This window comes from Pseudacidovorax sp. DMC4 (assembly GCF_056314265.1).
Genome location: NZ_JBQUYR010000001.1, coordinates 38,068 through 60,150, shown reverse-complemented (window position 1 = coordinate 60,150; position 22,083 = coordinate 38,068). Strand labels below are relative to the sequence as shown.

Here is a 22,083-nt window from a genome sequence, read left to right as displayed (position 1 = left end):
GCGGGCTGGCGCTGGCGTGCGCGCCGGCGGCAGGGAATGCCTCGCGCCTTGCGCGGCACGCGTGCCCGCAGCGGTTGCCCGCGGCCGAAGGCGCGAAGCCCTCGACATTTCCTCTCTTCAGTCGCTCAGAAACGTGCGGGACCGGCTCCGATCAGCTGCCGCGTGATGGCGGCGCGCACCGGCTGCAGCCGGCGTGCGGCTTCGAGCACCAGGCTGCGCAGCAGCCGGTGCGGGCCGGTCTGTCCGGCATAGAGGCGCGCCACGGCATTGGTGCCGTGGTAGATCGGCGCCGTCTCGCGGCGGTGCACCCGCTCGTACCGTTGCAGCCGGTCCGCCCGGCCCGGGTCGTCGGACAGGGGCCGCTGCGAGAGGGCGGCACACAGGCTGCGCACGCCTTGCAGCCCCAGGTTGAAGCCATGGGCAGTGACCGGGTGCATGCCCACGGCGGCATCGCCCGCCAGCGCGAAGCGGTGGCCCGCAAAGCGTTCGGCATAGGTCGCCACAAGCGGATAGGCGTTGCGTTCGCCGGCCACGCGCAGCGGGCCCAGCCCGTCGCCGAACTGGCGCTGGATCTCCTGCGCGAACGCGTCGGCCGGCAGGCTGCACAGCCGAGAGGCCTGCGCGCCCGGCACCGTCAGCACGGCAGAGCTGAAGCGGCCCGGCAGGGGCAGCATGGCCAGCGTGCGCTCCGGACCAAAGCATTCGTGCGCCACCTCGCCATGGTCCGCGGCCTCGTGGGCCACGCGACAGACCACCATGGTGCGGCCGAAGTCCTGCAAGGCAGCGCCCACGCCGAGCTGGCGCCGCAGGCCCGAGAAGCGGCTGTCGGCCGCCACCAGCAGCCGTGCGCGCAGCGGCGCGCCGCCTTCGCGGGCGATGTGGGCATGGTCCGCGTCGATGTGCACCTGCTGCACGCGCTGGCCGGGATGCAGCCGCAGGCGCTCCTGCGATGCGGCCGCCGCAAAGCATGCCCGTCGGATCGCATGGTTGGCAACTATGGCGCCCAGCGCCTCGCAGCCTGTTCCCGCCGTGTGGAAGCGCAGGGCGGGCGAGGCGGGGCCGCCGTCCGTCACCCGGGCTTCGCGGATGCGGCCGATCGCCGCGGCCGGCAGGTGTGGCCAGATGCCCAGCTCGCGCAGCAGCCCGACGCTGGCGTGGGTCAGGGCGATCTCGCGGCCGTCGTCGGCGGGCGCGGCGAGGGCGTCGGCGTCCTGATGGTCGAGCACGTCCACGCCGTAGCCCTGGCGGGCGAGGGCGATGCCCAGGGCGAGTCCGGTGGGGCCGGCGCCCACGATGGCGATGTCGAGCGGATCGGTGGAGCGCATGGGTCTCGCGGCGGAAGTCGGGCCGTCCATTGTGGCCAGCGCCCTGCCGCATCGGCTTGACCGGCCTCAACCCGTGGCAGCCCGGTCCTCGAGCAGTTCGTACACCGTCAGGGGCGCCTGCCGGCCGCGCAGCAGGGTTTCGGTGGCGATGCGCCGCACGGGCAGGCGCTCGGCCACGCCTTGCCAGGTGGCCTCGGAGATGAGGATCCGCGTGCCCAGCGCGGTGTTGAGTTCTTCCACCCGGCTCGCCACGTTGACGGCATCGCCGATGGCCGTGTAGGCCAGCCGGTCGTTGGAGCCCAGCACGCCCGCGATCACCGGCCCGGTGTGGATGCCGATGCGCGTGGGCAGCGGCGCGCGGCCCGCGGCCCGTGCACGGTCGTTGAGGGCGTCCACCTCGGCCTGCAGGTCGAGGGCGGCGCGGCAGGCGCGCAGCTCCGCGTCGGGCAGCGCGGTGGGGGCACCCCACAGCACCATCATCCCGTCGCCGATGTACTTGTCGATGGTGCCGCCATGGCGCGCGATTACCGCCGCCGTCAGGTTGAAGTAGTCCGTGAGCTGCGCCACCAGCACCGGCGCGGGGGTGCCTTCGGCCAGCCCGGTGAAGCCGGCGATGTCGGTGAACATGATCGTCACCCGCCGCAGCCGGCCGCTGGCGCCCAGGGGCAACCCTTCGGCCATGAGCTGCCGCACCAGCTGCACGGGCACGAACTGCCGGAAGGCGCGCAGCCCGCGGGCGGAGTCGTCCAGGGCCTGCGCCAGGTGCTGGATCTCCAGCACGCGGCTTTGTGCGGGGGCCGGGCCGTCCAGCTCCAGCCGTCCGATCCGGCGCGCGAATTCGGCCAGGCGCTCCACCGGCGCCGTCACGCGGCGGGCCAGGCGCAGCGACAGCAGCAGCACCACGCCCAGTAAGCCCAGCGCGGTGGCCATCGCGCCGCCGACCGCCCGGTGCACGCCGCCCAGCACGCGCTCCTCGGGCACCCAGCTGACCAGCCGCCAGCCGGTGGCCACGATCACCGAACTCTGCACGAGGTAGCGCTCGCCGCGGTAGGTGATCGTGAAGCTCGCGGCCCCTGCGCGGGCCAGCGGCTCGCGCAGGGCCGCGAGCACGCCGTCGGCGGGCGACTCCAGCCGGGTGATGCGGCCGGGCCGGTCGCTGCGCGCCAGCACGCGCAGGTCGGCGCTGAGCAGCGCGCTGTCGCCCTCGCCGGCGCGGGCGAACTGGCGCACGAAGTCCGACAGCCGGCCCAGGGTCACGTCCCCCGCCGCCACCTGGTCCGGGGCGTCGTTGTCGCGCGTGCGCAGATCGGGCCGCGCGTAGGTCACGCCCAGCTCGTGCGCCACCTGGAACTCGTAGGGCGCGGTCCACACCGGGCGCCCCGCCTGCGTGGCCTGCCGATACCAGGGAGCCGCCAGCGGGTCGTAGCTGCTGGTGAGCATGCGCCTGCGCGTGGTGGCAAAGCGCTGCGCCGGCATCAGCCGAAGGTCGGGGCGCACCTTGTAGTCCCAGGTTTCGGTGGTGGCGTCGTGCGCGCGCACGATGCGGCGCACGGCGAGGTCGGGGTAGCGCTGCACCATCAGCATGCGGCCGCGCGCGTCGGCCACGTACAGGCTGTCGAGTTCGGGCGCCTGCTGCAGCAGCACCCACAGCAGCTCGGCGGTGTCGTCGGCGCTGCTGCCGGCAGGCGCAAGGTGGGGCGCCTGCACCATCGCGTCCACCGCCGTGGCGGCCCGCTCCAGGAAGGCCTCGACCTTCTCCTGGACCCGCTGGTGGCTGGCCCGCTGCGCTCCCTCGCCGAAAGAGGAGACCAGCCGTTGCGCGCCCCAGCCCACGAGCGCGATGAGCACGAGCGACTGCGCCAGCACCAGGGCCGCGATGAGGGTGCCCACGTCGACCCGGAAGCGACGGGAGCGGGGCAGGGGGGACGCGAGCGACATGCGAGCGGGGCAGGGTTGCCGCAGCAGGACCGTCGGCGGCCCACGATCTTGCGGGCCGCGGACCGCCGTCCTGCTGATTCCGCAGCGGTGCGGGCCGGATGGCGCAAGGCGTCGTGGGCTCGTACAGACGCAGCGTCAACAGAGGTGGAGGAGGGCGGACGCGTGTTTGCAGTTCTCCAGGCTGTCGGCGCGGGCTTACCGCGCAAGGCGGCACGCGCGCCGGCCCCGGCCCCGGAACAACTCCTACGCTGCCGCGCATGAACGATCCCCACGCCCCCCGCACCGGCCAGGCGCCGCCCACCCTCTCGCGAGAGGCCTTCCACGTGCAGTTCATGCAGGTCTTCCACGACCCGGCCTTCCGCGCGGAGGCCGAGGCGATCGGCCGCATCGAACAGGTGGCCTGGGAGGCGTACGAAGACGGGCGCAAGGCGCCGGTGACGCGGGAGGCGGGGCCGGGGTATGCCGATCCGGACTATGCGCTGTCCGTGGACTGGATCGAGGCGCGTGCGCGCATCGACGCGGCGCAGGCCGCATGGAGCCGGCCCGAGACGCGCTCGCGCGTGCTGCTGATCAACGGCTCGCCGCGCAACGACGGCAGCTGCCCCGGCGAGATGTCCAAGAGCTGGCGCCTTCTGCAGCTGGCGCGCGAGGTGCTCGAGGGCCAGGGCCTGCAGTGCGACGTGCTGGACCTGAGCCGGGTCACCTCCGACTACGGCCGGCACATCCATCCGTGCAAGGGCTGCGCCTCCACCGCCATGCCGCTGTGCCACTGGCCCTGCAGCTGCTATCCCAACCATTCGCTGCGGCAGACGGGCGACTGGATGAACGAGATCTACGAGCGCTGGGTGGCGGCACACGGCGTGATGATCTTCACGCCCACCCACTGGTACCAGGCGCCCACGCCGCTCAAGGCGATGATCGACCGGCTGGTCTGTGCCGACGGCGGCAATCCCGATCCCACGTCCACCCACGGCAAGAAGGCCGCGCAAGCCAAGGCGCTGGAGCTCCAGGGCTGGGACTATCCCAAGCACCTGGAAGGTCGGGCCTATGGCGTGGTGGTGCATGGCGACGTGGCGGGCATCGAAAGCCTGCGTCGCAACCTCTGCGACTGGCTCGACTGGATGGGCCTCATCGACGCGGGCACCCAGGCCAGACTCGACCGCTACATCGGCTACTACGAGCCGTACGCGACCAGCCACCAGACACTGGACGCCGACGAGGCCATGCAGGAAGAGGCCCGCAATGCCGCCCGCGCGGTGGCGACGGCCGTAGGGATGCTGCGCGCCGGTCGCCTTTCCCCGCCCGATGCGCGCCTGAAGAGGCCGCGGCCCAAGTAAGCAGCTGCAACGCCCGCGCGAGGGTCGCGGGGTTGCGGCTCCTCGATTCCTGCCCGATCACGCGGCAGGCTTCACGCTTCTTTACCTCGACACACCTGTCGCTTACCGAGGGCGAACGCCGTCTTGACCTGCGGGGCGCACAGTCGTCTGCACGCTGCCGATCCGGTGGCGGTCTTCGGAAAGGAAGCACCATGAAATCCCGTCGTCATTCCCTCCTCGCGGCCGGCCTGCTGGCCTGTGCCGCCTTTGCCGCCTCCGCGCAGCCCGCGCCGTCGGCCCCGGCAGAGGGCGCCCCGCCGCCGGCCGGCATGCACGGCCAGCGCCCTGGCAAGGCCATGGACCCGCAGCAGCGCATGGAGCGCATGAAGGAGCACCATGCCAAGCGCATGGAGGCCCTCAAGGCCAAGCTGCAGCTGACGCCGGCCCAGCAGCCCGCCTGGGACGCCTATGCCAGCGCCTTCACGCCGCCAGCGCGTCCCCCGGCGGCGCGTGAAGATCTGGCCAAGCTCAGCACCCCCGAGCGGCTGGACCGCATGCAGGCCCGCCAGGCGGAACGCCAGGCCCGTTTCGCCAAGGTGGCCGATGCGACCCGCGGCTTCTATGCGCAGCTGTCGCCGCAGCAGCGCCAGACCTTCGATGCCGAGACGCTGCCGCGCATGCATGCACGGGGCGAGCATCCGCACGGCCACGGTCCGCGCCCTGGAGACGCTCCCCGCGGCTGACACGCTGAGCGGCTGCCCATGAAAAAAACCCCGGTCTATCGGCCGGGGTTTTTTTTCGTGCGGCACCGCGGTGCGGCGCCGATGCCGATCACTTCGGCGTGCCGGTCATGTTCTTGGGGTTGGTGGGCACGTCGGGACGTTCGCCGGTGTTGCCATAGGGCCGGCGCTGCATGTCGGCCTTGGTGTCGGCACGGACTTCGGCGCGGGTGTTCTGGTTCACCGGAGGCGTCGGATTGGGCTGGCCGTTCATCACGGTGCTCGGCTGGCCGCTGGGTGTCGTGGTGTTGTCGGGCATGCGGTTGTTGGCCCGGGCCTCGGCACGCACGTTGTCGCGCTGGGCGGGCATGGTGCCGTCGGGGCGCTGCGTGGGGTTGGGCACGCCAGCCGGCGTCATGGTGCTGGCCTGGCCTTGCGTCGCGGGCACCGTGGTCTGCGCGATGGCGCTCGCGCTGATGGCCATCAGGCCGGCGGCGGCGAGTGCGGACAGGGTGCGAGTGGTGCGGGTCATGGGTCTCTCCTTCGATTGGATGAAGTTGCGGGATGACGTCGCCATCCCGACGACGTGCAAGCACCGTAGCGGGGCCGATTGCGACACCCGTGTGGGCGTCGGCTGCGCGCCCCTGTAGGAGCCGCATCCGCAAGGGCCGCTGCCGAAGCGAAACCGGCTGGCGAAAAAATGGGCGTGGGGAACCGGACGCGCTCCTACAGGGCGTTTCCGGCCCTCGGCCTACAACACGGCCCGTGTCCTCACTGCTCCGATCCGATCTGTCCATGCCCCCGCCCGAGCCGGCCGCGGCGCCCGCGCCCGCGCGTCGCCTCAAGGTGATGACGGTGAACACGCACAAGGGCTTCACCACCTTCAACCGGCGCTTCATCCTGCCGGAACTGCGCGAGGCCGTGCGCACGGTCGGTGCCGACGTGGTCTTCCTGCAGGAGGTGCTGGGCACGCACGAGCGGCATGCCCGCCGCGTCGACAACTGGCCCGAGGCACCGCACTACGAATTCCTCGCGGACACCATGTGGCCGCAGTTCGCCTATGGCCGCAATGCGGTCTATCCGCGCGGCCACCATGGCAATGCGCTGCTGTCCAAGTTCCCGATCGTCCAGCATCGCAACCATGACGTGTCGGTGGCGGGGCCGGAGAAGCGCGGCCTTCTGCATTGCGTGATCCGCATGCCCGGCCTGGCGGGCGACCTGCATGCCATCTGTGCCCACCTGGGCCTGGCCGAGGCGCACCGGCAGCAGCAGCTGGAGCTGCTTTGCCACATCGTCCGCGACGAGGTGCCCGCCGATGCGCCCCTGGTCGTGGCGGGTGACTTCAACGACTGGCGCAGCCGCGCCAATGCCGTGCTGGAAGACGGCGCCGGCCTGAAGGAGGTCTTCATGACCGCCACGGGCAAGCCCGCCCGCACCTTCCCGGCCCGCTTTCCGCTGCTGCCGCTGGACCGCATCTACGTGCGCAATGCCGGCGTCTCTTCGCCGGTGGTGCTGCCGCGCACGCCCTGGTCCCACCTGTCGGACCACGCGCCGCTGGTGGCCGAAATCCATTTCTGATCCCTGCCCCATGGAGCGACTGCCCTCATGACCGCGCCCGCATGGCACGCTGACAACGACGTCGAACTGCTGGAGAACGGCGAGGCCTTCTTCCCGCGTGTCTTCGAGGCCATCCGCCGCGCCGAGCGCGAGGTGGTCATCGAGACCTTCATCCTCTTCGAGGACAAGGTCGGCCTTGCGCTGCATGAGGCACTGTGCGAGGCGGGCCGCCGTGGCGTGAGCGTCGACCTCATGATCGACGGCTTCGGCTCGCCCGACCTGTCGGCGCGCTTCCTCGGCGAGCTGGCCTCGGCCGGCGTGAAGGTGCGCGTGTTCGACCCCGGCGAGCGCTTCTTCGGCAAGCGGCTCAACGTGTTCCGCCGCATGCATCGCAAGATCGTCGTGGTCGATGGCTGGCGCGCCTTCATCGGCGGCATCAACTACTCCGCCGACCACCTGGCCGACTTCGGCCCCGAGGCCAAGCAGGACTATTCGGTCGAGCTGCGCGGCCCCATCGTGGGCGAGCTGCACCGCTTTGTGCTGCGCGAGATCGCGCTGGGGGCACGCAAGCCGCGCTGGTACCGGCGGCGCATGAAGCGGGTGCAGGCGCTGCAGCAGTCGCCCGCCCACCATGACGCACCGCCCACGGCCACCCGGCTGCGCGGGCCGCAGGCGTCGCAGGGCATGCAGGCCCTGCTGGTCACGCGCGACAACCGCCATCACACGACGGACATCGAGCGCCATTACCTGGAGGCGATCCGCAAGGCGCGTCGGCGCGTGGTGATCGCCAATGCCTATTTCTTTCCGGGCTACCGCTTCATCAAGGCCTTGCGGCAGGCGGCGCGGCGGGGCGTGGATGTGCGGCTGATCCTGCAGGGCGAGCCCGACATGCCCATCGTGAAGAAGGCGGCGAGCATGCTCTACCACCACCTGCTGCATGCCGGTGTGCGCATCTACGAATACTGCGAGCGCCCGCTGCACGGCAAGGTCGCGCTGGTGGACGACGAATGGAGCACCGTGGGATCGAGCAACCTCGATCCGCTGTCGCTTTCGCTCAACCTCGAGGCCAACGTGGTGCTGCGCGGCGAGGGCTTCAACCGCGTGCTGTCCGAGCGGCTGGAGCACCTGATGCGCCACAGCTGCAAGCAGATCGCGCCCGAAGACCTGGCCGAGGAGTGGAGCGGCTGGCGCCTGGTGCGCAGCTTCTTCGTCTTTCACTTCCTGCGCTGGTATCCCTCGCTCACCAGCTGGCTGCCGCGCCACGCGCCGCAGCTCAAGCCGGCGGTGCCGCCGGCTGCGGCCGCGCCCCTGGGCGCGCAGCCGGCCGACGCCGTCTGACGGCCATGCCGACGGCCGCCTCTGCCCGCGCGCCAGCCCGGCCGGCGGCGTCCGAGCGGCGCTGGTGGCCCTGGCTCAAGCGCGGCGCGCTGTGGGTCTTCCTGCTGGGGGTCGGATGGCTGATCGTGCGGCAGGCCCGCACCATCGAATGGGACGAGGTGCTGGACGCATTGCAAGCGCTGCCGCTCGCCCTGGTGGCCGCCGCGGCGGCCCTCGCGGCCCTCAGCTTTGCGCTCTACACCACCTTCGACCTGCTCGGCCGTCACCTCACCGGCCATGGCCTGCGCGCGCCCACCGTCATGGGCGTGGCCTTCATCAGTTACGCCTTCAACCTGAACTTCGGCTCGCTGGTGGGCGGCGTGGCCTTCCGCTATCGGCTTTATTCGCGGCTCGGGCTGCGCGCCTCGGACATCACGCGGGTGCTGGGCTTCTCGATGCTCACCAACTGGATCGGCTACCTGCTGGTGGCGGGCGCCGCCTTCGCGCTGTCGCCGCTCGCCCTGCCGCCGGAGTGGCGCATCGACAGTGGTGGGCTTCGCGTGCTCGGCGTCGTGCTGGCGGCCGTGGCCCTCGTCTACCTGCTGCTGTGCGCCTTCGCGGGCGGGCGCTCGATGACGGTGCGCGGCCATGCGCTGGAAGTGCCCTCGCTGCGCATGGGTGCGCTCCAGCTGCTGCTGTCCGCGGCCAACTGGTCATTGATGGGCGCCATCGTCTGGCTGTTGCTGCAGGGGCGTGTCGACTATCCGCAGGTGCTGGCCGTGCTGCTGGTCGCGGCCGTGGCCGGCGTCATCACCCATGTGCCCGCGGGGCTGGGCGTGCTGGAGGCGGTCTTCGTCGCGCTGCTGTCGCACCGGGTGCCGCAGGCGCCGCTGCTGGGGGCGCTGCTCGCCTATCGGGCGGTGTACTACCTGCTCCCGCTCGTCGTGGCGGTGATGCTCTATGGCGTCACCGAGTGGCGGGCGCGCCACCGGCACAAGACCTGATCGCGCGCGGGGCCTTCGCGCAACGGCGGCGCGGGGCTGTATATTCATCCAGTGGACCTCCAGCGCAAACTCGCCATCCTCGCCGACGCGGCCAAGTACGACGCCTCCTGTGCCTCCTCCGGCACGGACAAGCGCGACTCGCGGGGCGGTCGCGGCATGGGCTCGACCGAGGGCATGGGCATCTGCCACAGCTATGCGCCCGATGGACGCTGCATCTCGCTGCTGAAGATCCTGCTCACCAACTTCTGCCAGTACGACTGCCTCTACTGCATCAACCGCGTGAGCAGCAACGTGCCGCGGGCCCGCTTCTCGGTGGACGAGGTGGTGCACCTCACGCTCGACTTCTACGCCCGCAATTGCATCGAGGGCCTGTTCCTGTCCAGCGGCATCATCCGCAGCCCCGACTACACCATGGAGCAGCTGGTCGAGGTGGCGCGCATCCTGCGCGAGGCGCACGATTTCCGCGGCTACATCCACCTCAAGACCATCCCCGATGCCGATCCGGTGCTGCTGGCCCGCGCCGGGCGCTATGCCGACCGGCTGAGCATCAACGTCGAGCTGCCCACGCCCGCCGGCCTCGAGGCCCTCGCGCCGGAAAAGGACGCCACGGCCATCCGCCGTTCGATGGCCCGCATGGCGGTGCACATCGGCGAGGCCAAGGGCCAGGCCGGCGACGACGCGGTGGCCGCGGCCAAGGCCGTCTCCCTGCCCGTCACCGGCCCGCGCCGCGGCAAGGCGCCGCGCTTCGCGCCCGCCGGCCAGAGCACGCAGATGATCGTCGGCGCCGATGCGGCCACCGACGTGGCCATCCTCGACACCAGCGCCAACCTCTACGGCGCCTATCGGCTGCGGCGCGTGTACTACTCGGCTTTCAGCCCCATCCCCGATGCGGCCAGCCGCCTCCCGCCCGCAGCGCCCCCGCTGATGCGCGAGCACCGCCTCTACCAGGCCGACTGGCTCATGCGCTTCTATGGCTTCGAGCACCACGAGATCGTGCCGGCCTCGCAGCAGGGCATGCTGGCGCTGGACGTCGACCCCAAGCTGGCCTGGGCGCTCGCGCACCGCGAGCGCTTTCCCATCGACCTCAACACCGCCCCGCGCGAGCTGCTGCTGCGCGTGCCCGGCCTCGGTGTGCGGGCCGTGCAGCAGCTGGTGGCCGCGCGTCGCCACCGACGCCTGCGGGCCGAGGACCTGCGCCGCCTGCGCGTGCCCGTGGCGCGCGTGATGCCCTTCGTGCAGCTCGATGGCCATCGTCCCGCACGGGCGCTGGAGTCGCCCGCGTTGCGCGCCACGCTCAGCACGCCCGCGGCGCCCGTCCAGGCCAGCCTGTTCTGAGCGCCCGGCGTGGCGCGTCAGGGCGGGCGCGCAACGCGGCGGGCGCCGGCCCGCGCGCATCACGCAGGTCTGCGCACGTGCTGCAGTCCCCCGCTGACCCAGGCGCATGAATCCGACCTGTGCGCCGCGGGTCACCTGCCTACAGAACGGGCGCTTCCGCCTCCCTACCTTGCATGCCATGAGTCCCCGTGTCATCACCCTGGAAAGCGAGATCGATTGGCCGGGCTTCCGTCGTGAGGCACGCACGCTGCTGGCGTCCTTGGTCCCGCCCGACGAGGTGGTGTGGCAGACGCCGGGCCACCCCGCGCCGCAGCTGTGGCAGGCCGAGGCCGCGCCTGCGCCTCTCGCCCCTGCGGCGGCGCATCGTCCGCTCAGTGCGTCGCGGCCCGGGAGGCTGGTGGTGCCACCCGCCTTCATCACGCTGTGTGAGAAGGTGGTGCTGCATCAGGACCCGCAACGCTTCGCGCTGCTCTACCGCCTGCTGTGGCGGCTGGTGCACGAGCGCGGACTGCGGCAGGACCCGCTGGACCCCGATCGCCTGCGCGCGCGGCAGATGCTCCAGTCCGTGCGGCGCGACATGCACAAGATGAAGGCCTTCGTGCGCTTCCGTCCCGTCGGCCAGCCCGAAGGCGAGCCGGCGCTCTCCGTGGCGTGGTTCGAGCCGGAGCACCACATCGTCGAAGCGGTGGCGCCCTTCTTCGTGCGGCGCTTCACGCAGATGCACTGGGCCATCCTGACGCCCGAGTGCTCCGTCCGCTGGACGCCGGCGCCCAAGGACACGCCGCCCCTGGCGGGTGACGAGGCCCTGCCCGGCGAACTGGAGTTCGGCCCCGGCGCCTCGCGGGCCCAGGCCCCAGGGCCGGATGAGGGCGAGGCGCTGTGGCTCACCTACTACGCCCACGTCTTCAATCCCGCCCGGCTCAAGCTGTCGATGATGGCGCGGGAGATGCCGCGCAAGTACTGGGCGAACCTGCCGGAGGCGCAACTCATCGCGCCCCTGGCGGCGCAGGCGGCCGAGCGCACGGGCCGGATGGTGCAGACCGTGCCGGCCGAGCCGCGCCGCCGCATTCCCGCCCGCGCCCCGCTGCCGCCGGTGGACACGGCCCAGGACCCCGCGCTGACGCTCACCTCCCTCGCCAAGGCCGCCGATCGCTGCCGCGACTGTCCGCTCGGCGAGCACGCCACGCAGGTCGTCTTCGGCGAGGGCGCGCTGCGTCCGCCGCTGATGCTGGTGGGCGAACAGCCCGGCGACCAGGAGGACCTGGTGGGTCATCCCTTCGTTGGTCCGGCCGGTCGCCTGCTGGACCGTGCACTGGAGGAGCTGGGCTGGCCGCGCGAGGCGCTCTTCCTCACCAATGCGGTGAAGCATTTCAAGTTCGAGCTGCGCGGCACGCGCCGCATCCACAAGAGCCCGGGCCAGCGCGAAGTGCTGGCCTGCCAGCAGTGGCTGGAGCGGGAGATCGCGCTGGTGCGTCCCCAGGCCTTCGTGGCCCTGGGCGCCACCGCCGCCCGTGCGCTGGTGGGGCGCGCCGTGCCGGTGATGAGCGAGCGCGGGCAGTGGCTCACCGGACTGGACGATCTGCCGGTGCTCGTCACGCTGCATCCTTCGGCGCTGCTGCGGGGCGACCCCGCCGACCGGGAGACGGCCTGGCGCGCCTGGCTGGACGACCTCGCCCTCGCCGGCGGCTACCTGCGCGGAGAGGATCCGGCCTTCAATCGTCCGCGCGCCGCAGCGTGACGAGCGTGATCTCCGAGGGGGCACCCAGGCGCTTGGGCGGTCCCCAGTAGCCGGTGCCCCGGCTCACGTAGACCCACATGTCCTGCAGCCGGTGCAGGCCCGCCGTGAAGGGCTGTTGCAGCGGCACGAACAGGTTCCAGGGAAAGAACTGTCCGCCATGCGTGTGGCCCGACAGCTGGAGCTGGAACCCGGCCTCGGCAGCCGCAGGCGCGCTGCGGGGCTGGTGGGCGAGCAGGATGCGCGTCGCCACCATCGGAGGCGCATCGCGCAGCGCCTCCTGGGGATCGCTTTCATGCGCGGCGTCGAAGTGGCCGGCGGTGTAGTCGGTCACGCCGGCCACCAGCAGCGCGCTGTCGAGGATCTCCTCGTCGGTCTGCGCGCCGTGCACGCTGCGCGTCTGCAGCACGACATGCTCGTTCAGCAGCACCTTCAGGCCCAGGCGGCGCAGTTCGTCGATCCAGGCATGAGCGCCGGCGTAGTACTCGTGGTTGCCGGTCACCACGAAGGTGCCGTGGCGCGCCCGCAGCCGCGCGAGCGGTGCCACATGCGCGCGCAGTTCGGCCACCGAGCCGTCGACCAGGTCGCCGGTGATGGCCACCATGTCGGCGCCAAGCCGGTTCACCTCCTCCACGATCCGGGCGATGTAGGCGGCGCGGATGGTCGGGCCCACATGCAGGTCGCTCAACTGGGCGATGGTGAAGCCGGCCAGGCGCGCGGGCAGCCCGGCGATGGGCACCTCCACGCGGCGCACCGGCGGCGTGCGCCGGGCAAAGAACAAGCCCACCAGCGAATCGGCCGTGGCCAGTGCCATGACGGCCAGGGCGCTGCCCTGTTCCCACGAGGCGCGGTCCATGGACAGATCGGCGAGCCGCGTGACGGCCCAGGCCGAGAGCAGCCCGATGTCGCGCAGCACCGCCAGCACGAACACCGAGGAGAACCAGCCCATGGCCAGCAGGCCGACCCAGCGCACCGGGGCGCGCAGCACGTCGGGCAGGGGCAGTTGGCGAAGGAAGGGCAGCGGCATGGTCACGGCCGACAGCAGCAGCAGCAGCGCGAAGACCGGCCAGGCGCCGGTCGCCTGCGCCAGGGCAGGCAGCAGCCGCACGGCCAGGAAGACGTGCAGCAGCGTGGTCAGAAAGGCGAGGGGAGCGAGAGGCATGGCAGGCGGGCGCCATTTTGCTGCGCCGCAGCAAAATGCGCACGTGGGGAAACCCGCTGTCCTTGCAGAAGCGGGTAATAAAAAGCGCTAAAGGTAAGAAATTACCGCCGGCGTGTGAGCCAACCGGCGGGCGACCCCGGACGCCCCGCGCTCACAAGGTGTGAATGAATCCGGCGTGGACGAGCGGGCATGTCGGGGCCGTTCACACCTTGTCAGTGGTCGGCCTGCGGACCTTGGGCCAGGGCCTGCGGCGGATGCGTGGCGGCGGCGATGTCGAAGTTGGACGGCCACAGGAACAGCGTCCGTCCCGGGGCGCCCAGCGCCACGTTGAGCGTCTGCGTGAGCGTCAACGGCCCGAGCGTCGCCTGCACGTCGTAGGTGCCGGGAGCCAGCCGCGCCAGCATGTACGGACCATGGGCGACCGCGTCGAGCACCTGTTCGCCGTTGTACTTGTTGACCACGCGCACCTTCACGGGCTCGTCGAACTGGCCGCGCTGGCCGCGCGAGACCGCGAACTCGAGCGTGGCGCCCCAGCGCGGCGAGACCATCTCCATGAAGGCCTGCTGTTCTCGACCCACGCCACCGCACATGTATTCGGTGCCCTGCGGCGCCATGAGGATGTCCGGCAGCGGCGCGGCGGAGGCAGGGCCCGCAGACAGGACGCAGGCGCCGGCGGTGACGGCGGCGGAAAGAAGACGGGAGAGCCGGAAGGACATGGACTTCTTCAACAACGGTGGACGGTGCGCGGCCCGGATCGACCCGGCCTTGCGGGCCGCAACGGCGGCCGGGCCATTGTGCTCAGCAAGAATCGGGCGCAGTCTGGGGACTGCTCCCCTTGACAGCAGGCGCCGGCACGGGCGGGCTTTGGCGCCGGAATGCGCCAGCATGGGGCATCGGCAGCGGGCGTGCACCTACAGGCGGGGGCCGCCCGGCGGTCTACAAGCGTCGCTTCTCTGCCTATTTCCGATGCCTGCCATGACCCAGCCCGGTTTCCCCCAGACGCCCGACTCGCCCGTTGAGCCCGCCCGCACCGACGGCCAGCAATCCTGGCTCGACGCGATGAAGGCCTTCGATGCCCGACGCCCCGACCTGCCGGGCGAGCACCTGGTGGTGCTGGGCCTGGGGGTGGCCCTGCTGCTGTCCTCGGGCCGGAGCCGCTCGATCCTGGGCCGGCTGGTCAAGGCGGCGGCCGGCGGTGCCCTGGTGGCACGCGCCGCCAGCGGCACCGGCGGCGTGGCCCGCGTGGCGCGGGTCATCTCCAAGGTCACCTGAGGAAGGGCGCGCCCGTCAGGCCACGACGGACGCGCCTTCGAGGCGGCCGGGCGGCATCGCGCCGGGCCGCCCTGCGCGCTCAGCCCTTGACCAGTCGGTACTGGACGGGGTCTGCGGTGAGGTAGCCGACCGCGCAACCGTCGCCGTAGTTCGAGCGGATCAGCGGCTCCAGCGTGCCCTTGACGACGTTGTGGATGCTTCCCCAGTCGCCCGGGTGCTGGAAGTTGCTCATGATGTAGGTCCAGCCATTGATCTCGTCCACCGCATGCAGGCCGGTGGATTCGGCGCCGGCCGGCGTCGAGAGGATGCGCGACAGCTTCTTCGTGTCCACGTTGTACGCCCACAGGAAGTTGTTGACGTGGTGGCCGCTGTCTTCACCGATGAAGAGCGTGCGCATCTTCTCGGAGAACTTCAGGTTGTCCGCGCTGGAGATCTTGTCCGGGTTGGTCGTGTTGCCCAGGCTGTCGGGGGTGCTCAGGTCCTCGCCCGTGAGCAGCACGCGCGAGCTCACCGCCACCCATTCGCTGTCGATGGCCGCGCCGGAGGAATCCTTGGCGCCGCCGCCCAGCTTGTGCTCCAGCACCACGCCGCAGTTCAGCACCTTGGGGAAGGTCACGTTGGCGCTGCTCATCCAGGCGCTGTTGCCGTTGACCATCGAGCTCTGCACATTGGCAAGCGCCGAGTAGGCCACCTTGTCCTTGACGTTCACCGTCGTGCCTTCCATCTTGGTGAAGGCCATGCTGCCGCCCTTGAGGGCGGCATAGCGGTGGGTTTCCAGGAAGGCGGCGGCCTTGTCCTTGTTGGTCTTGACCTTGATCCAGTTGGCCTTGCCGCTGTACATGATCCGGGTGTACGTCGCGTCGGCCGGATCGGCGGTCTGCACGTCCATGATGTCCGTGGGCACCAGGGCGTTGGCCAGCGCCTCGATCTCCGCGCTCGTGGCATGGCCGAGGTTGATCCACGTGAGCCTGGCGGTGCTGGTGTCCGTCAGCACCTCGTCGTAGCGCGCCACGTACAGCGTGCCAGCCGACAGATCACGGGCCTTGTCGGCCACGAACATGAACAGGCCGCCGTTGGTGGCGTCGTCGCCCATCAGCGCGGTGCGCTCGTCGGGCATGACGTGGATCAGCTCGTGCGAGATGCGGCCCAGGCAGTAATGCTTCTTGCAGCTGCCGGTGCCGTCGGCATTGACGGTGATCTCGGGCAGATGGCCGTAGTGGTACGGGTTGGCCTTGGTCGCATCGCCGAACACGTTCTTGCTGTAGGCCTGGAACATCGTGTTGGAGGCGATGGTGAAGGCGTCCGGCTCGTACTCCTCGCTCGACAGATGGGTGCCCCAGGGCGACAGGCTGGCGCCGCAGGTGATCCACAGGCCATGCGCGGCCGAGGTGTCGACGTTGTGGTACTTGACCAGCGACAGCTTGCCCGTCTTCGGGTCCTGATCGAGCGTGAGCACGGCGATGGGCGAGGGCAGCTTGCCATACATGTCGGTCTTGCGATCCTGCGCCAGGCTGGTGTACTCGAACTGCACCACGGCGAACACCGCATTGCCCTTGACGCCGCTCACCTTGGCGCCCGGCACCGTCAGCAGCGAGCTGCCATCGGCGCAGTCCGAGAAGAACTGGCGCTCCTTGCCGGCCACCGAGCTGTCGATGATCGGCTTGTTGTTGATGTCGTAGTAGCCGCCGGCCAGGACGGTGCCGCCCTTGCCGTCCGGCACCATCTGCCCGCTGATGAAGTAGGGCTGGTAGGCCAGGTTGTAGCTGACGCTGCTGCCGTCGTTGAACGCGACCTTCATGACCGAGCTGGTCGTCGTGGTCGCCATCTCGGCCGGCTTGACGAGCGATGGCGCGGGCATGCTGCTGAACTCGGTGGACACGTACTGCGCGGCGGGTGCCGGAACGGGCGCAGGGGCGGGCGCCGGGCTGGGCGTCACGCCCGCGAAGTTGAAGTTGCCGTCGCTGCCGCCGCCGCAGGCGGTCAGCAGGGCGGCGCCGCCCAGCGGCAGCAGCGGCGCGGTGCCGAAGAGCTTCAGCGCCTTGCGGCGCGTGGGGACGGAAAGGGTGCTGTCGTGGGTCGTCATCGTCGGACTCTCTAACTGGGGAGAACAAGGCCGGGCCGCCGCGGAGGTCGGGCGCTGGCCGAAAGCCGTGACGATGGCGCCGCTCGATGACAGCGGCGTGAAATGGTCAGCCTGGTGGCAGTTTTTTGCGATAGGCGCCAGGCCGGCCGGGGCTCCTCAGAATCCGGCGCCCGAGGGATCCACCCCGCGCGGCCACAGCGCCCACAGCCGCAGCGGCTGCTTCATGCGCGCCGCGAAGCGGCCGGCCTCGGCGCCGGTGCCGGCGAAGAAGTCGGCGCGCACGGCACCCAGGATGGCGCTGCCCGTGTCCTGCGCCACCACCAGCCGCGACATCTGCGCCACCGGGCCGCTGGTGGCCAGCCACACCGGCGTGCCGTAGGGGATGGACTCGCGGTCCACCGCGATGGAACGCCCCGCCGTCAGCGGCACGCCCTGGGCACCGCGCGGGCCGAAGGCGGCATCCAGCTCGGTCAGCGGCTCCTCGCGGAAGAACACGTAGCGCGGGTTGCTCCACAGCATCTGCTGCACGCGCTGGGGGTTCTGGCGCGCCCAGTCCTTCACGTCCTCCGGCCAGCGGCCGATGGGCGACACGCCTTGGCTGGCCAGCCACTGCTGCACGCTGCGGTAGGGCTGCTCGTTGGTGCCGGCGAAGGCCAGGCGCACCGTGCGGCGGCTGCCGTCGGGCTCGGTGACCTGCAGCCGGCCGGAGCCCTGGATGTGCAGCATCAGTGCATCGACCGGGTCGGACAGCCAGGCGATCTCGCGCCCGCGCAGCGCCGCCTGGGCCTCGGGCAGGGTGTCGATTTGCTGGCGGGTGTACCAGGGCCGGCGCGGCGCCCAGCCGGCCGGCGTCTGGTAGAGCGGCACGGCATAGGTCGAAGAGGGTGTGCGGCTGGCCTCGAAGACGGGCTCGTAGTAGCTGGTGAGCATGCCCTGCGACTGGCCATCGGCCGCCTCCACGCGGTAGGGCTGCAGCCGCTCCATCAGGAAGGCGCGCTGCTCCTCGGGCGTGCCGATCGACAGCCGGCGCAGCTCCTGGCACAGCGGCGAGATCACGGCGTTGGGACGCTGGCAGTTGGCCATGAGCACGATCCAGGCCTCGTGCATGGCGTCGTCCTGCACGCCGGGCAATTCGGACCAATCGACGGGGACCCAGCGGCTCTTGGGATGGGTGAGCGGCCCCGTGAGCGGCGCCAGCGGCGGCTGGGGCGGTGGCGCGGTGGGCGCCACCGTGCGCGCGGGAGGTACCGGCGCCGAGGCGCAGCCGGCCAGCACCGCTACGATGGCCGCCGCGGCCACGGCCGCCAGGCCGCGCCAGCGCCCGGGGCCGTGCCGGCGCAGGGCCGTGCCGCTGCGCGAGGGCGTTGGCTCGGGCGAAATGGCCAGGCGGCCCTCCAGGGTGAGCAGCCGCGAAACTTGTGGAGCATTGGGACGCATGTACTTGATTTTGCTGGAGGCATTCGCCGCATTGGCGGTGTTGGTGCTGATTGTGTGGTGGACCATGTTCCACGGTCGTCGCGGGGGTGAACTGCCCCCGGACGAGGACCCCGAGCAGAAGCCCTGAACCCTGTCGGACAGTCGGCCAGCGCTCTGTGGGAAGGGCATGCGACCTGCCGGGCGCCAAAGGGTCGGGCGGTTCATTTTTGATAGCAATCAAGTCTTGCCGACAAAGAAAGATCCGCATATTGAGGGGGCAGGACCCGCTGCCTCCGATGCCTCGCCGCCAGGCCGGGCGCCTCCCATAATGGCGCCAACCCGCCGGGTGGACGGACGTCCCGGCCATGGTCAGGCGGGTGCCATCCAAGGAGAAACAACCATGCAAAGACTTTCCGGCAAGCTCGTCCTCAGTGCCGCCACCCTGGCCGTGGCCCTGACCGGCTGCGCCAACATGAGCGACACCCAACGCACCACCGGCATGGGCGCCGGCATCGGCGCGCTGGGCGGCGCGGCCATCGGCGCCGCCACCGGCAACAGCCGCACGGCCGCCACCGGCGCGGCCATCGGGGCCGGCGTGGGCGCCCTGGGCGGCTACCTGTGGTCGCAGCGCATGGAGAACCAGAAGCGCCAGATGGAGCAGGCCACCCAGGGCACCGGCATCGCCGTGTCCCAGACCGCCAACAACGAGCTGAAGCTGGCCATCCCGAGCGACGCCGGCTTCGACACCGGCCGCGCCAACATCCGCCCGACCCTGGCGGGCGTGCTGGACCAGTTCGCCACCGGCCTGCGCAACAACCCGAACGCCGAAGTGCGCATCATCGGCCACACCGACAACACGGGCACCGACGCCATCAACGACCCGCTGTCGGTGCAGCGCGCCGCCGCCACCCGCGACTACCTGACCTCGCGCGGCGTGCCGGCGCGGGCCATCCAGATCGACGGCCGCGGCTCGCGCGAGCCCGTGGCCAGCAACGCCACCGACGCCGGCCGCGCGCAGAACCGCCGCGTCGAGATCTACGTCGGCGAGCGCGCCCCCAACCGCGGTTGATCCACAGCGCCGCCTGCCTTCTCCGTGGGCGGCGTCGGACGACCAAACGCCGTGGACCGGTCCCTCGGGACTGGCCGCGGCGTTGTCGCGTCCGGCCGGGCGCGGCGCACTCAGGCGTCCGCGCCGCGCAGCAGGTTGGCCAGCTCGACGGCCGACTTCACTTCCATCTTGTCGAACACGCGCGCGCGGTGCACTTCCACCGTGCGCACGCTGATCGACAGCTCGTCGGCGATCAGCTTGTTGGGCAGTCCGCGCACCACACGGCGCAATACCTCGCGCTCGCGCTCTGTCAGCTCCTCCAGCCGCTGCTGGATGCGCTGACGCGCCTGCCGCACGTCGATGGCGGCCTGCGACAGGCGCAGCGCCTCCTCCACGCGGTCCACCAGGGCGTTGTCCGAGAAGGGCTTCTCGCAGAAGTCGAAGGCGCCGCGCTTGACGGCGTCGACCGCCGTGGGCACGTCGGCATGGCCGGTGAGGAAGATCACGGGCATCTCGTTCAGCTGGCCAGCGCCGGCCAGACGGTCGAACAGCGCCAGGCCGCTGGTTCCGGGCATGCGCACGTCCAGCAGCAGGCAGCGGGGCTGGTTGCGGAAGGCGGTGCTCTCCTCCAGCCGGGCGGTGAAGGCGTCGGCACTGGCGAAATGCTCGCTGGCCAGGCGGCGCGAGCGCAGCAGCCAGGCCAGGGCCTCGCGCACGCTCGCGTCGTCGTCGACGATGAAGATGAGGGCGTCGATGAGGGGTTGCATGGGGGTCAGAAGGAAAGGGGCGCCGCCTCGCCGCGGCCCGTCGGCAGCGTGAAGCGGAAGACGGTGCCGCGCGGGCGGTTGGGCGCGTGTCCGAGGGCGCCGCCGTGCTGCTCGACCACCGTGCGGCACAGGCTCAGACCGAGCCCCATGCCGTCGCGTCGGGTGGTGAAGAAGGGGGTGAACAGGCGTTCCTGCACTTCGGCGTCGATGCCGCAGCCCTCGTCGGCGACGCTGAAGGCGATCCAGCGGCGGGTGTCGCCGGCACCGCCGTCCGCAAGTTCTGCGCCGAGCGTGAGCACGCGGCGCCGCAGCTCGGGCCGGTCCATGGCCTGCATGCCGTTGCGCGCGAGGTTGAGCAGCACCTGCTCGACCAGCGAGCGGTCGCACAACACCGGCGGCAGATTGGCGGGCACCTTCAGTTCGACACGCACGTCCAGCTTGCGGGCCTGCAGCTGCACCAGCGGCATCACGGCTTCGAACAGCTGCAGCGGCGTCACCGGCTCGCGCGCGCGCTCGCGGCGGCGCACGAAGTCGTGCACGCTGCGGATCACGCGGCCGGCGCGCTCGGCCTGCTCGGCGATGCGGCGCATGGCCAGCGCCAGCTGATGGCGGTCCTCGGCCTCCTGGCCGGGCAGCGGCGGACTTTCGAGCAGATTGATCGACCCGGTCGCATAGCTGGCGATGGCGGCCAGCGGCTGGTTGAGCTCGTGGCTCAGCAGCGAGGCCATCTCGCCCACCGTGGCCAGGCGGGCGGTGGCCTGCAGCCGCTCCTGGCTGGCGCGCGACATCTCCTCGATGCGGCGCTGCTCGCTCAGGTCGACGATGGCGCTCATCCAGCCGGTCTGCACCCGCCGGTCGTCGATCAGCGGCGTCTCGAAGATCAGCACCGGGAAGCGACTGCCGTCCTTGCGGCGGAACACCGACTCGTAGCCTTCGCGCGCCGTGCCGCCGCTGGCCTGGCGCATGTGCTGGCGGTTGCGGTATTCCGCGGCCAGTTCGGGCGGCCAGTAGGGCATCTCGTCCGCGCGGCCCAGCAGCTCTTCGGCGGTGAAGCCCACCATGTCGCAGAAGGCGGCATTGACGTAGGTGACGCGGCCGTCCAGATCGCGGGCGCGCAGGCCGGTGAGCACCGAGTCCTCCATCGCCTTGCGGAAGGCGAGGGTGTTCGACAGGTCGTGTTCCACGCGCAGCCGCCTGCGCGTGTCGCGCGCCAGCAGCACCAGCACCGACACCAGCGCGATGGACATGGCCGTGACCAGGCCGGTGAGCAGGTTGGGGAAGAGGTCCGGCGCGCTGCGCCAGCCATCCACGCGCAGCATCAGCGTGAGGCCGGGCAGTTCCAGCGCCTGCTGCGCCGTGAACACGCGGTTGCCGGCGCGCCGGGCGGTGCCGATGCTGGCCAGGCGCGTGCCGTCCAGCTCCAGCAGCGAGACCTCCTGGCCGCGGGTCATGCTCGCGTCCAGCATCTCGGAGAGCACGCCGCGCAGCGAATAGAGGGCGATCAGGTAGCCGCCGTGGCGCGAGGGCAGGCAGACCTCCAGCACCTCGATGCCGCCGCCGCCGGGCAGTGGCAGGTAGTGCGAGGGCGCATAGGCGCCGCCGCGCTGGCGCTCGGCCGCGGTGCAGGCCTGAACCAGCTCCGGCAGGCTGGACGGGCGCTGCTGCAGGTCCAGCGGATGCGGCCGGTAGGGCGTGTCCTCGGCCGTCTGCAGCACCAGCGAGGCGTCGCGCCGCTCGATGCGCAGCCACTCGCGGTGCCCGCGCAGCAGCTGCGCCGCTTCATTGGAAAAGCGCTGCGGGTCGGCATCGGTGGCCTGCAGGCTCTGCAGGTTGCGCGCGAGCGCGGAGCGCAGCTCGGACGTGGCGTCGGCGGTGTCGCGCTCCAGCCGCTGCTGCACCTGCTCGATCTCGTGGCGCCCCGCCAGCCAGACCACCGTGATGAGCAGACCCATCACCAGCAGCGCCATCAGCACCCACAGGAACCAGCGCCGCCACATCGAGCGCAGGCGCCGCCAGCCCGGCGGCGGCAGTGCGGCGGCCTCGATCGGCAGATCGGCGGCGGGCAGGCTGGCGCTCATCGACGACGGGC

18 protein-coding genes are annotated in these 22,083 nt (G+C 71.3%); 9 read left to right on the top strand and 9 right to left on the bottom strand.

The features are described from left to right. Positions 1–125 precede the first annotated feature (125 nt). Together ubiM and ACT54X_RS00245 are read right to left on the bottom strand one after the other, a co-directional pair. A complete protein-coding gene (gene ubiM, locus ACT54X_RS00250; RefSeq protein ID WP_476344413.1) occupies positions 126–1,325 on the bottom strand; it encodes a 5-demethoxyubiquinol-8 5-hydroxylase UbiM in 1,200 nt (399 codons plus the stop codon). Between the two features lie 66 nt (positions 1,326–1,391). Then, positions 1,392–3,263 (bottom strand): adenylate/guanylate cyclase domain-containing protein, encoded by a 1,872-nt coding sequence (locus tag ACT54X_RS00245; RefSeq protein WP_354319170.1) that lies wholly within the window; start codon positions 3,261–3,263, stop codon positions 1,392–1,394. 257 nt (positions 3,264–3,520) lie between these two features. Here ACT54X_RS00245 and ACT54X_RS00240 point away from each other — a divergent pair, with 257 nt between their 5' ends. Together ACT54X_RS00240 and ACT54X_RS00235 are read left to right on the top strand one after the other, a co-directional pair. Further along, positions 3,521–4,600, top strand: a complete 1,080-nt coding sequence (locus ACT54X_RS00240) for a flavodoxin family protein (RefSeq protein ID WP_354319171.1) — start codon at positions 3,521–3,523, stop codon at positions 4,598–4,600. Between the two features lie 191 nt (positions 4,601–4,791). Further along, on the top strand, positions 4,792–5,322 hold the full coding sequence (locus ACT54X_RS00235) for a Spy/CpxP family protein refolding chaperone (protein WP_476344411.1): 531 nt from the start codon (positions 4,792–4,794) through the stop codon (positions 5,320–5,322). 88 nt (positions 5,323–5,410) lie between these two features. On the opposite strand, the gene ACT54X_RS00230 is transcribed toward ACT54X_RS00235, so the two are convergent. Next, on the bottom strand, positions 5,411–5,830 hold the full coding sequence (locus ACT54X_RS00230) for a serine/threonine protein kinase (protein ID WP_476344409.1): 420 nt from the start codon (positions 5,828–5,830) through the stop codon (positions 5,411–5,413). A gap of 263 nt (positions 5,831–6,093) precedes the next feature. Between ACT54X_RS00230 and ACT54X_RS00225 the strand changes: the two genes are divergently transcribed. The 5 genes from ACT54X_RS00225 to ACT54X_RS00205 all read left to right on the top strand — a co-directional run bounded on the left by ACT54X_RS00225 (position 6,094) and on the right by ACT54X_RS00205 (position 12,249). Then, a complete protein-coding gene (locus tag ACT54X_RS00225) occupies positions 6,094–6,876 on the top strand; it encodes an endonuclease/exonuclease/phosphatase family protein (protein ID WP_354319172.1) in 783 nt (260 codons plus the stop codon). A gap of 27 nt (positions 6,877–6,903) precedes the next feature. After that, positions 6,904–8,193: a cardiolipin synthase ClsB gene (clsB, locus tag ACT54X_RS00220; protein ID WP_294366069.1), complete on the top strand. Its 1,290-nt coding sequence runs from the start codon at positions 6,904–6,906 to the stop codon at positions 8,191–8,193. 5 nt (positions 8,194–8,198) lie between these two features. After that, positions 8,199–9,176, top strand: a complete 978-nt coding sequence (locus ACT54X_RS00215; protein ID WP_476344408.1) for a lysylphosphatidylglycerol synthase domain-containing protein — start codon at positions 8,199–8,201, stop codon at positions 9,174–9,176. 51 nt (positions 9,177–9,227) lie between these two features. Beyond that, the gene (locus ACT54X_RS00210) at positions 9,228–10,511 is read left to right on the top strand and encodes a putative DNA modification/repair radical SAM protein (protein WP_476344407.1); all 1,284 of its coding nucleotides are present in this window, start codon (positions 9,228–9,230) and stop codon (positions 10,509–10,511) included. Positions 10,512–10,689: 178 nt separating this feature from the next. After that, complete coding sequence (locus ACT54X_RS00205; protein WP_476344406.1) at positions 10,690–12,249, top strand: UdgX family uracil-DNA binding protein; 1,560 nt, start codon at positions 10,690–10,692, stop codon at positions 12,247–12,249. On the opposite strand, the gene ACT54X_RS00200 is transcribed toward ACT54X_RS00205, so the two are convergent. Both ACT54X_RS00200 and ACT54X_RS00195 read right to left on the bottom strand, forming a co-directional pair. Then, positions 12,224–13,408: a metallophosphoesterase gene (locus ACT54X_RS00200; RefSeq protein WP_476344405.1), complete on the bottom strand. Its 1,185-nt coding sequence runs from the start codon at positions 13,406–13,408 to the stop codon at positions 12,224–12,226. The genes ACT54X_RS00205 and ACT54X_RS00200 overlap by 26 nt on opposite strands. Positions 13,409–13,620: 212 nt before the next feature. Next, a complete protein-coding gene (locus tag ACT54X_RS00195) occupies positions 13,621–14,124 on the bottom strand; it encodes a hypothetical protein (protein WP_043117100.1) in 504 nt (167 codons plus the stop codon). 259 nt (positions 14,125–14,383) lie between these two features. Between ACT54X_RS00195 and ACT54X_RS00190 the strand changes: the two genes are divergently transcribed. Beyond that, positions 14,384–14,680 carry a hypothetical protein gene (locus ACT54X_RS00190; protein ID WP_244917632.1) on the top strand — a complete coding sequence of 99 codons (297 nt, stop codon included), beginning with the start codon at positions 14,384–14,386 and terminating at the stop codon, positions 14,678–14,680. Between the two features lie 79 nt (positions 14,681–14,759). On the opposite strand, the gene ACT54X_RS00185 is transcribed toward ACT54X_RS00190, so the two are convergent. Then, a complete protein-coding gene (locus ACT54X_RS00185; protein WP_354319177.1) occupies positions 14,760–16,763 on the bottom strand; it encodes a PhoX family protein in 2,004 nt (667 codons plus the stop codon). Between the two features lie 156 nt (positions 16,764–16,919). Further along, positions 16,920–18,266, bottom strand: a complete 1,347-nt coding sequence (mltA, locus tag ACT54X_RS00180; RefSeq protein WP_476344403.1) for a murein transglycosylase A — start codon at positions 18,264–18,266, stop codon at positions 16,920–16,922. Between the two features lie 313 nt (positions 18,267–18,579). Here mltA and ACT54X_RS00175 point away from each other — a divergent pair, with 313 nt between their 5' ends. Then, positions 18,580–19,248: a YiaD family glycine zipper/OmpA-like lipoprotein gene (locus ACT54X_RS00175; RefSeq protein WP_294366055.1), complete on the top strand. Its 669-nt coding sequence runs from the start codon at positions 18,580–18,582 to the stop codon at positions 19,246–19,248. Between the two features lie 110 nt (positions 19,249–19,358). Here ACT54X_RS00175 and ACT54X_RS00170 read toward each other — a convergent pair whose 3' ends face one another. After that, a complete protein-coding gene (locus tag ACT54X_RS00170; protein WP_354319180.1) occupies positions 19,359–19,994 on the bottom strand; it encodes a response regulator transcription factor in 636 nt (211 codons plus the stop codon). Positions 19,995–19,999: 5 nt separating this feature from the next. Beyond that, the gene (locus ACT54X_RS00165; protein WP_476344401.1) at positions 20,000–22,072 is read right to left on the bottom strand and encodes an ATP-binding protein; all 2,073 of its coding nucleotides are present in this window, start codon (positions 22,070–22,072) and stop codon (positions 20,000–20,002) included. Between the last annotated feature and the right edge of the window lie 11 nt (positions 22,073–22,083).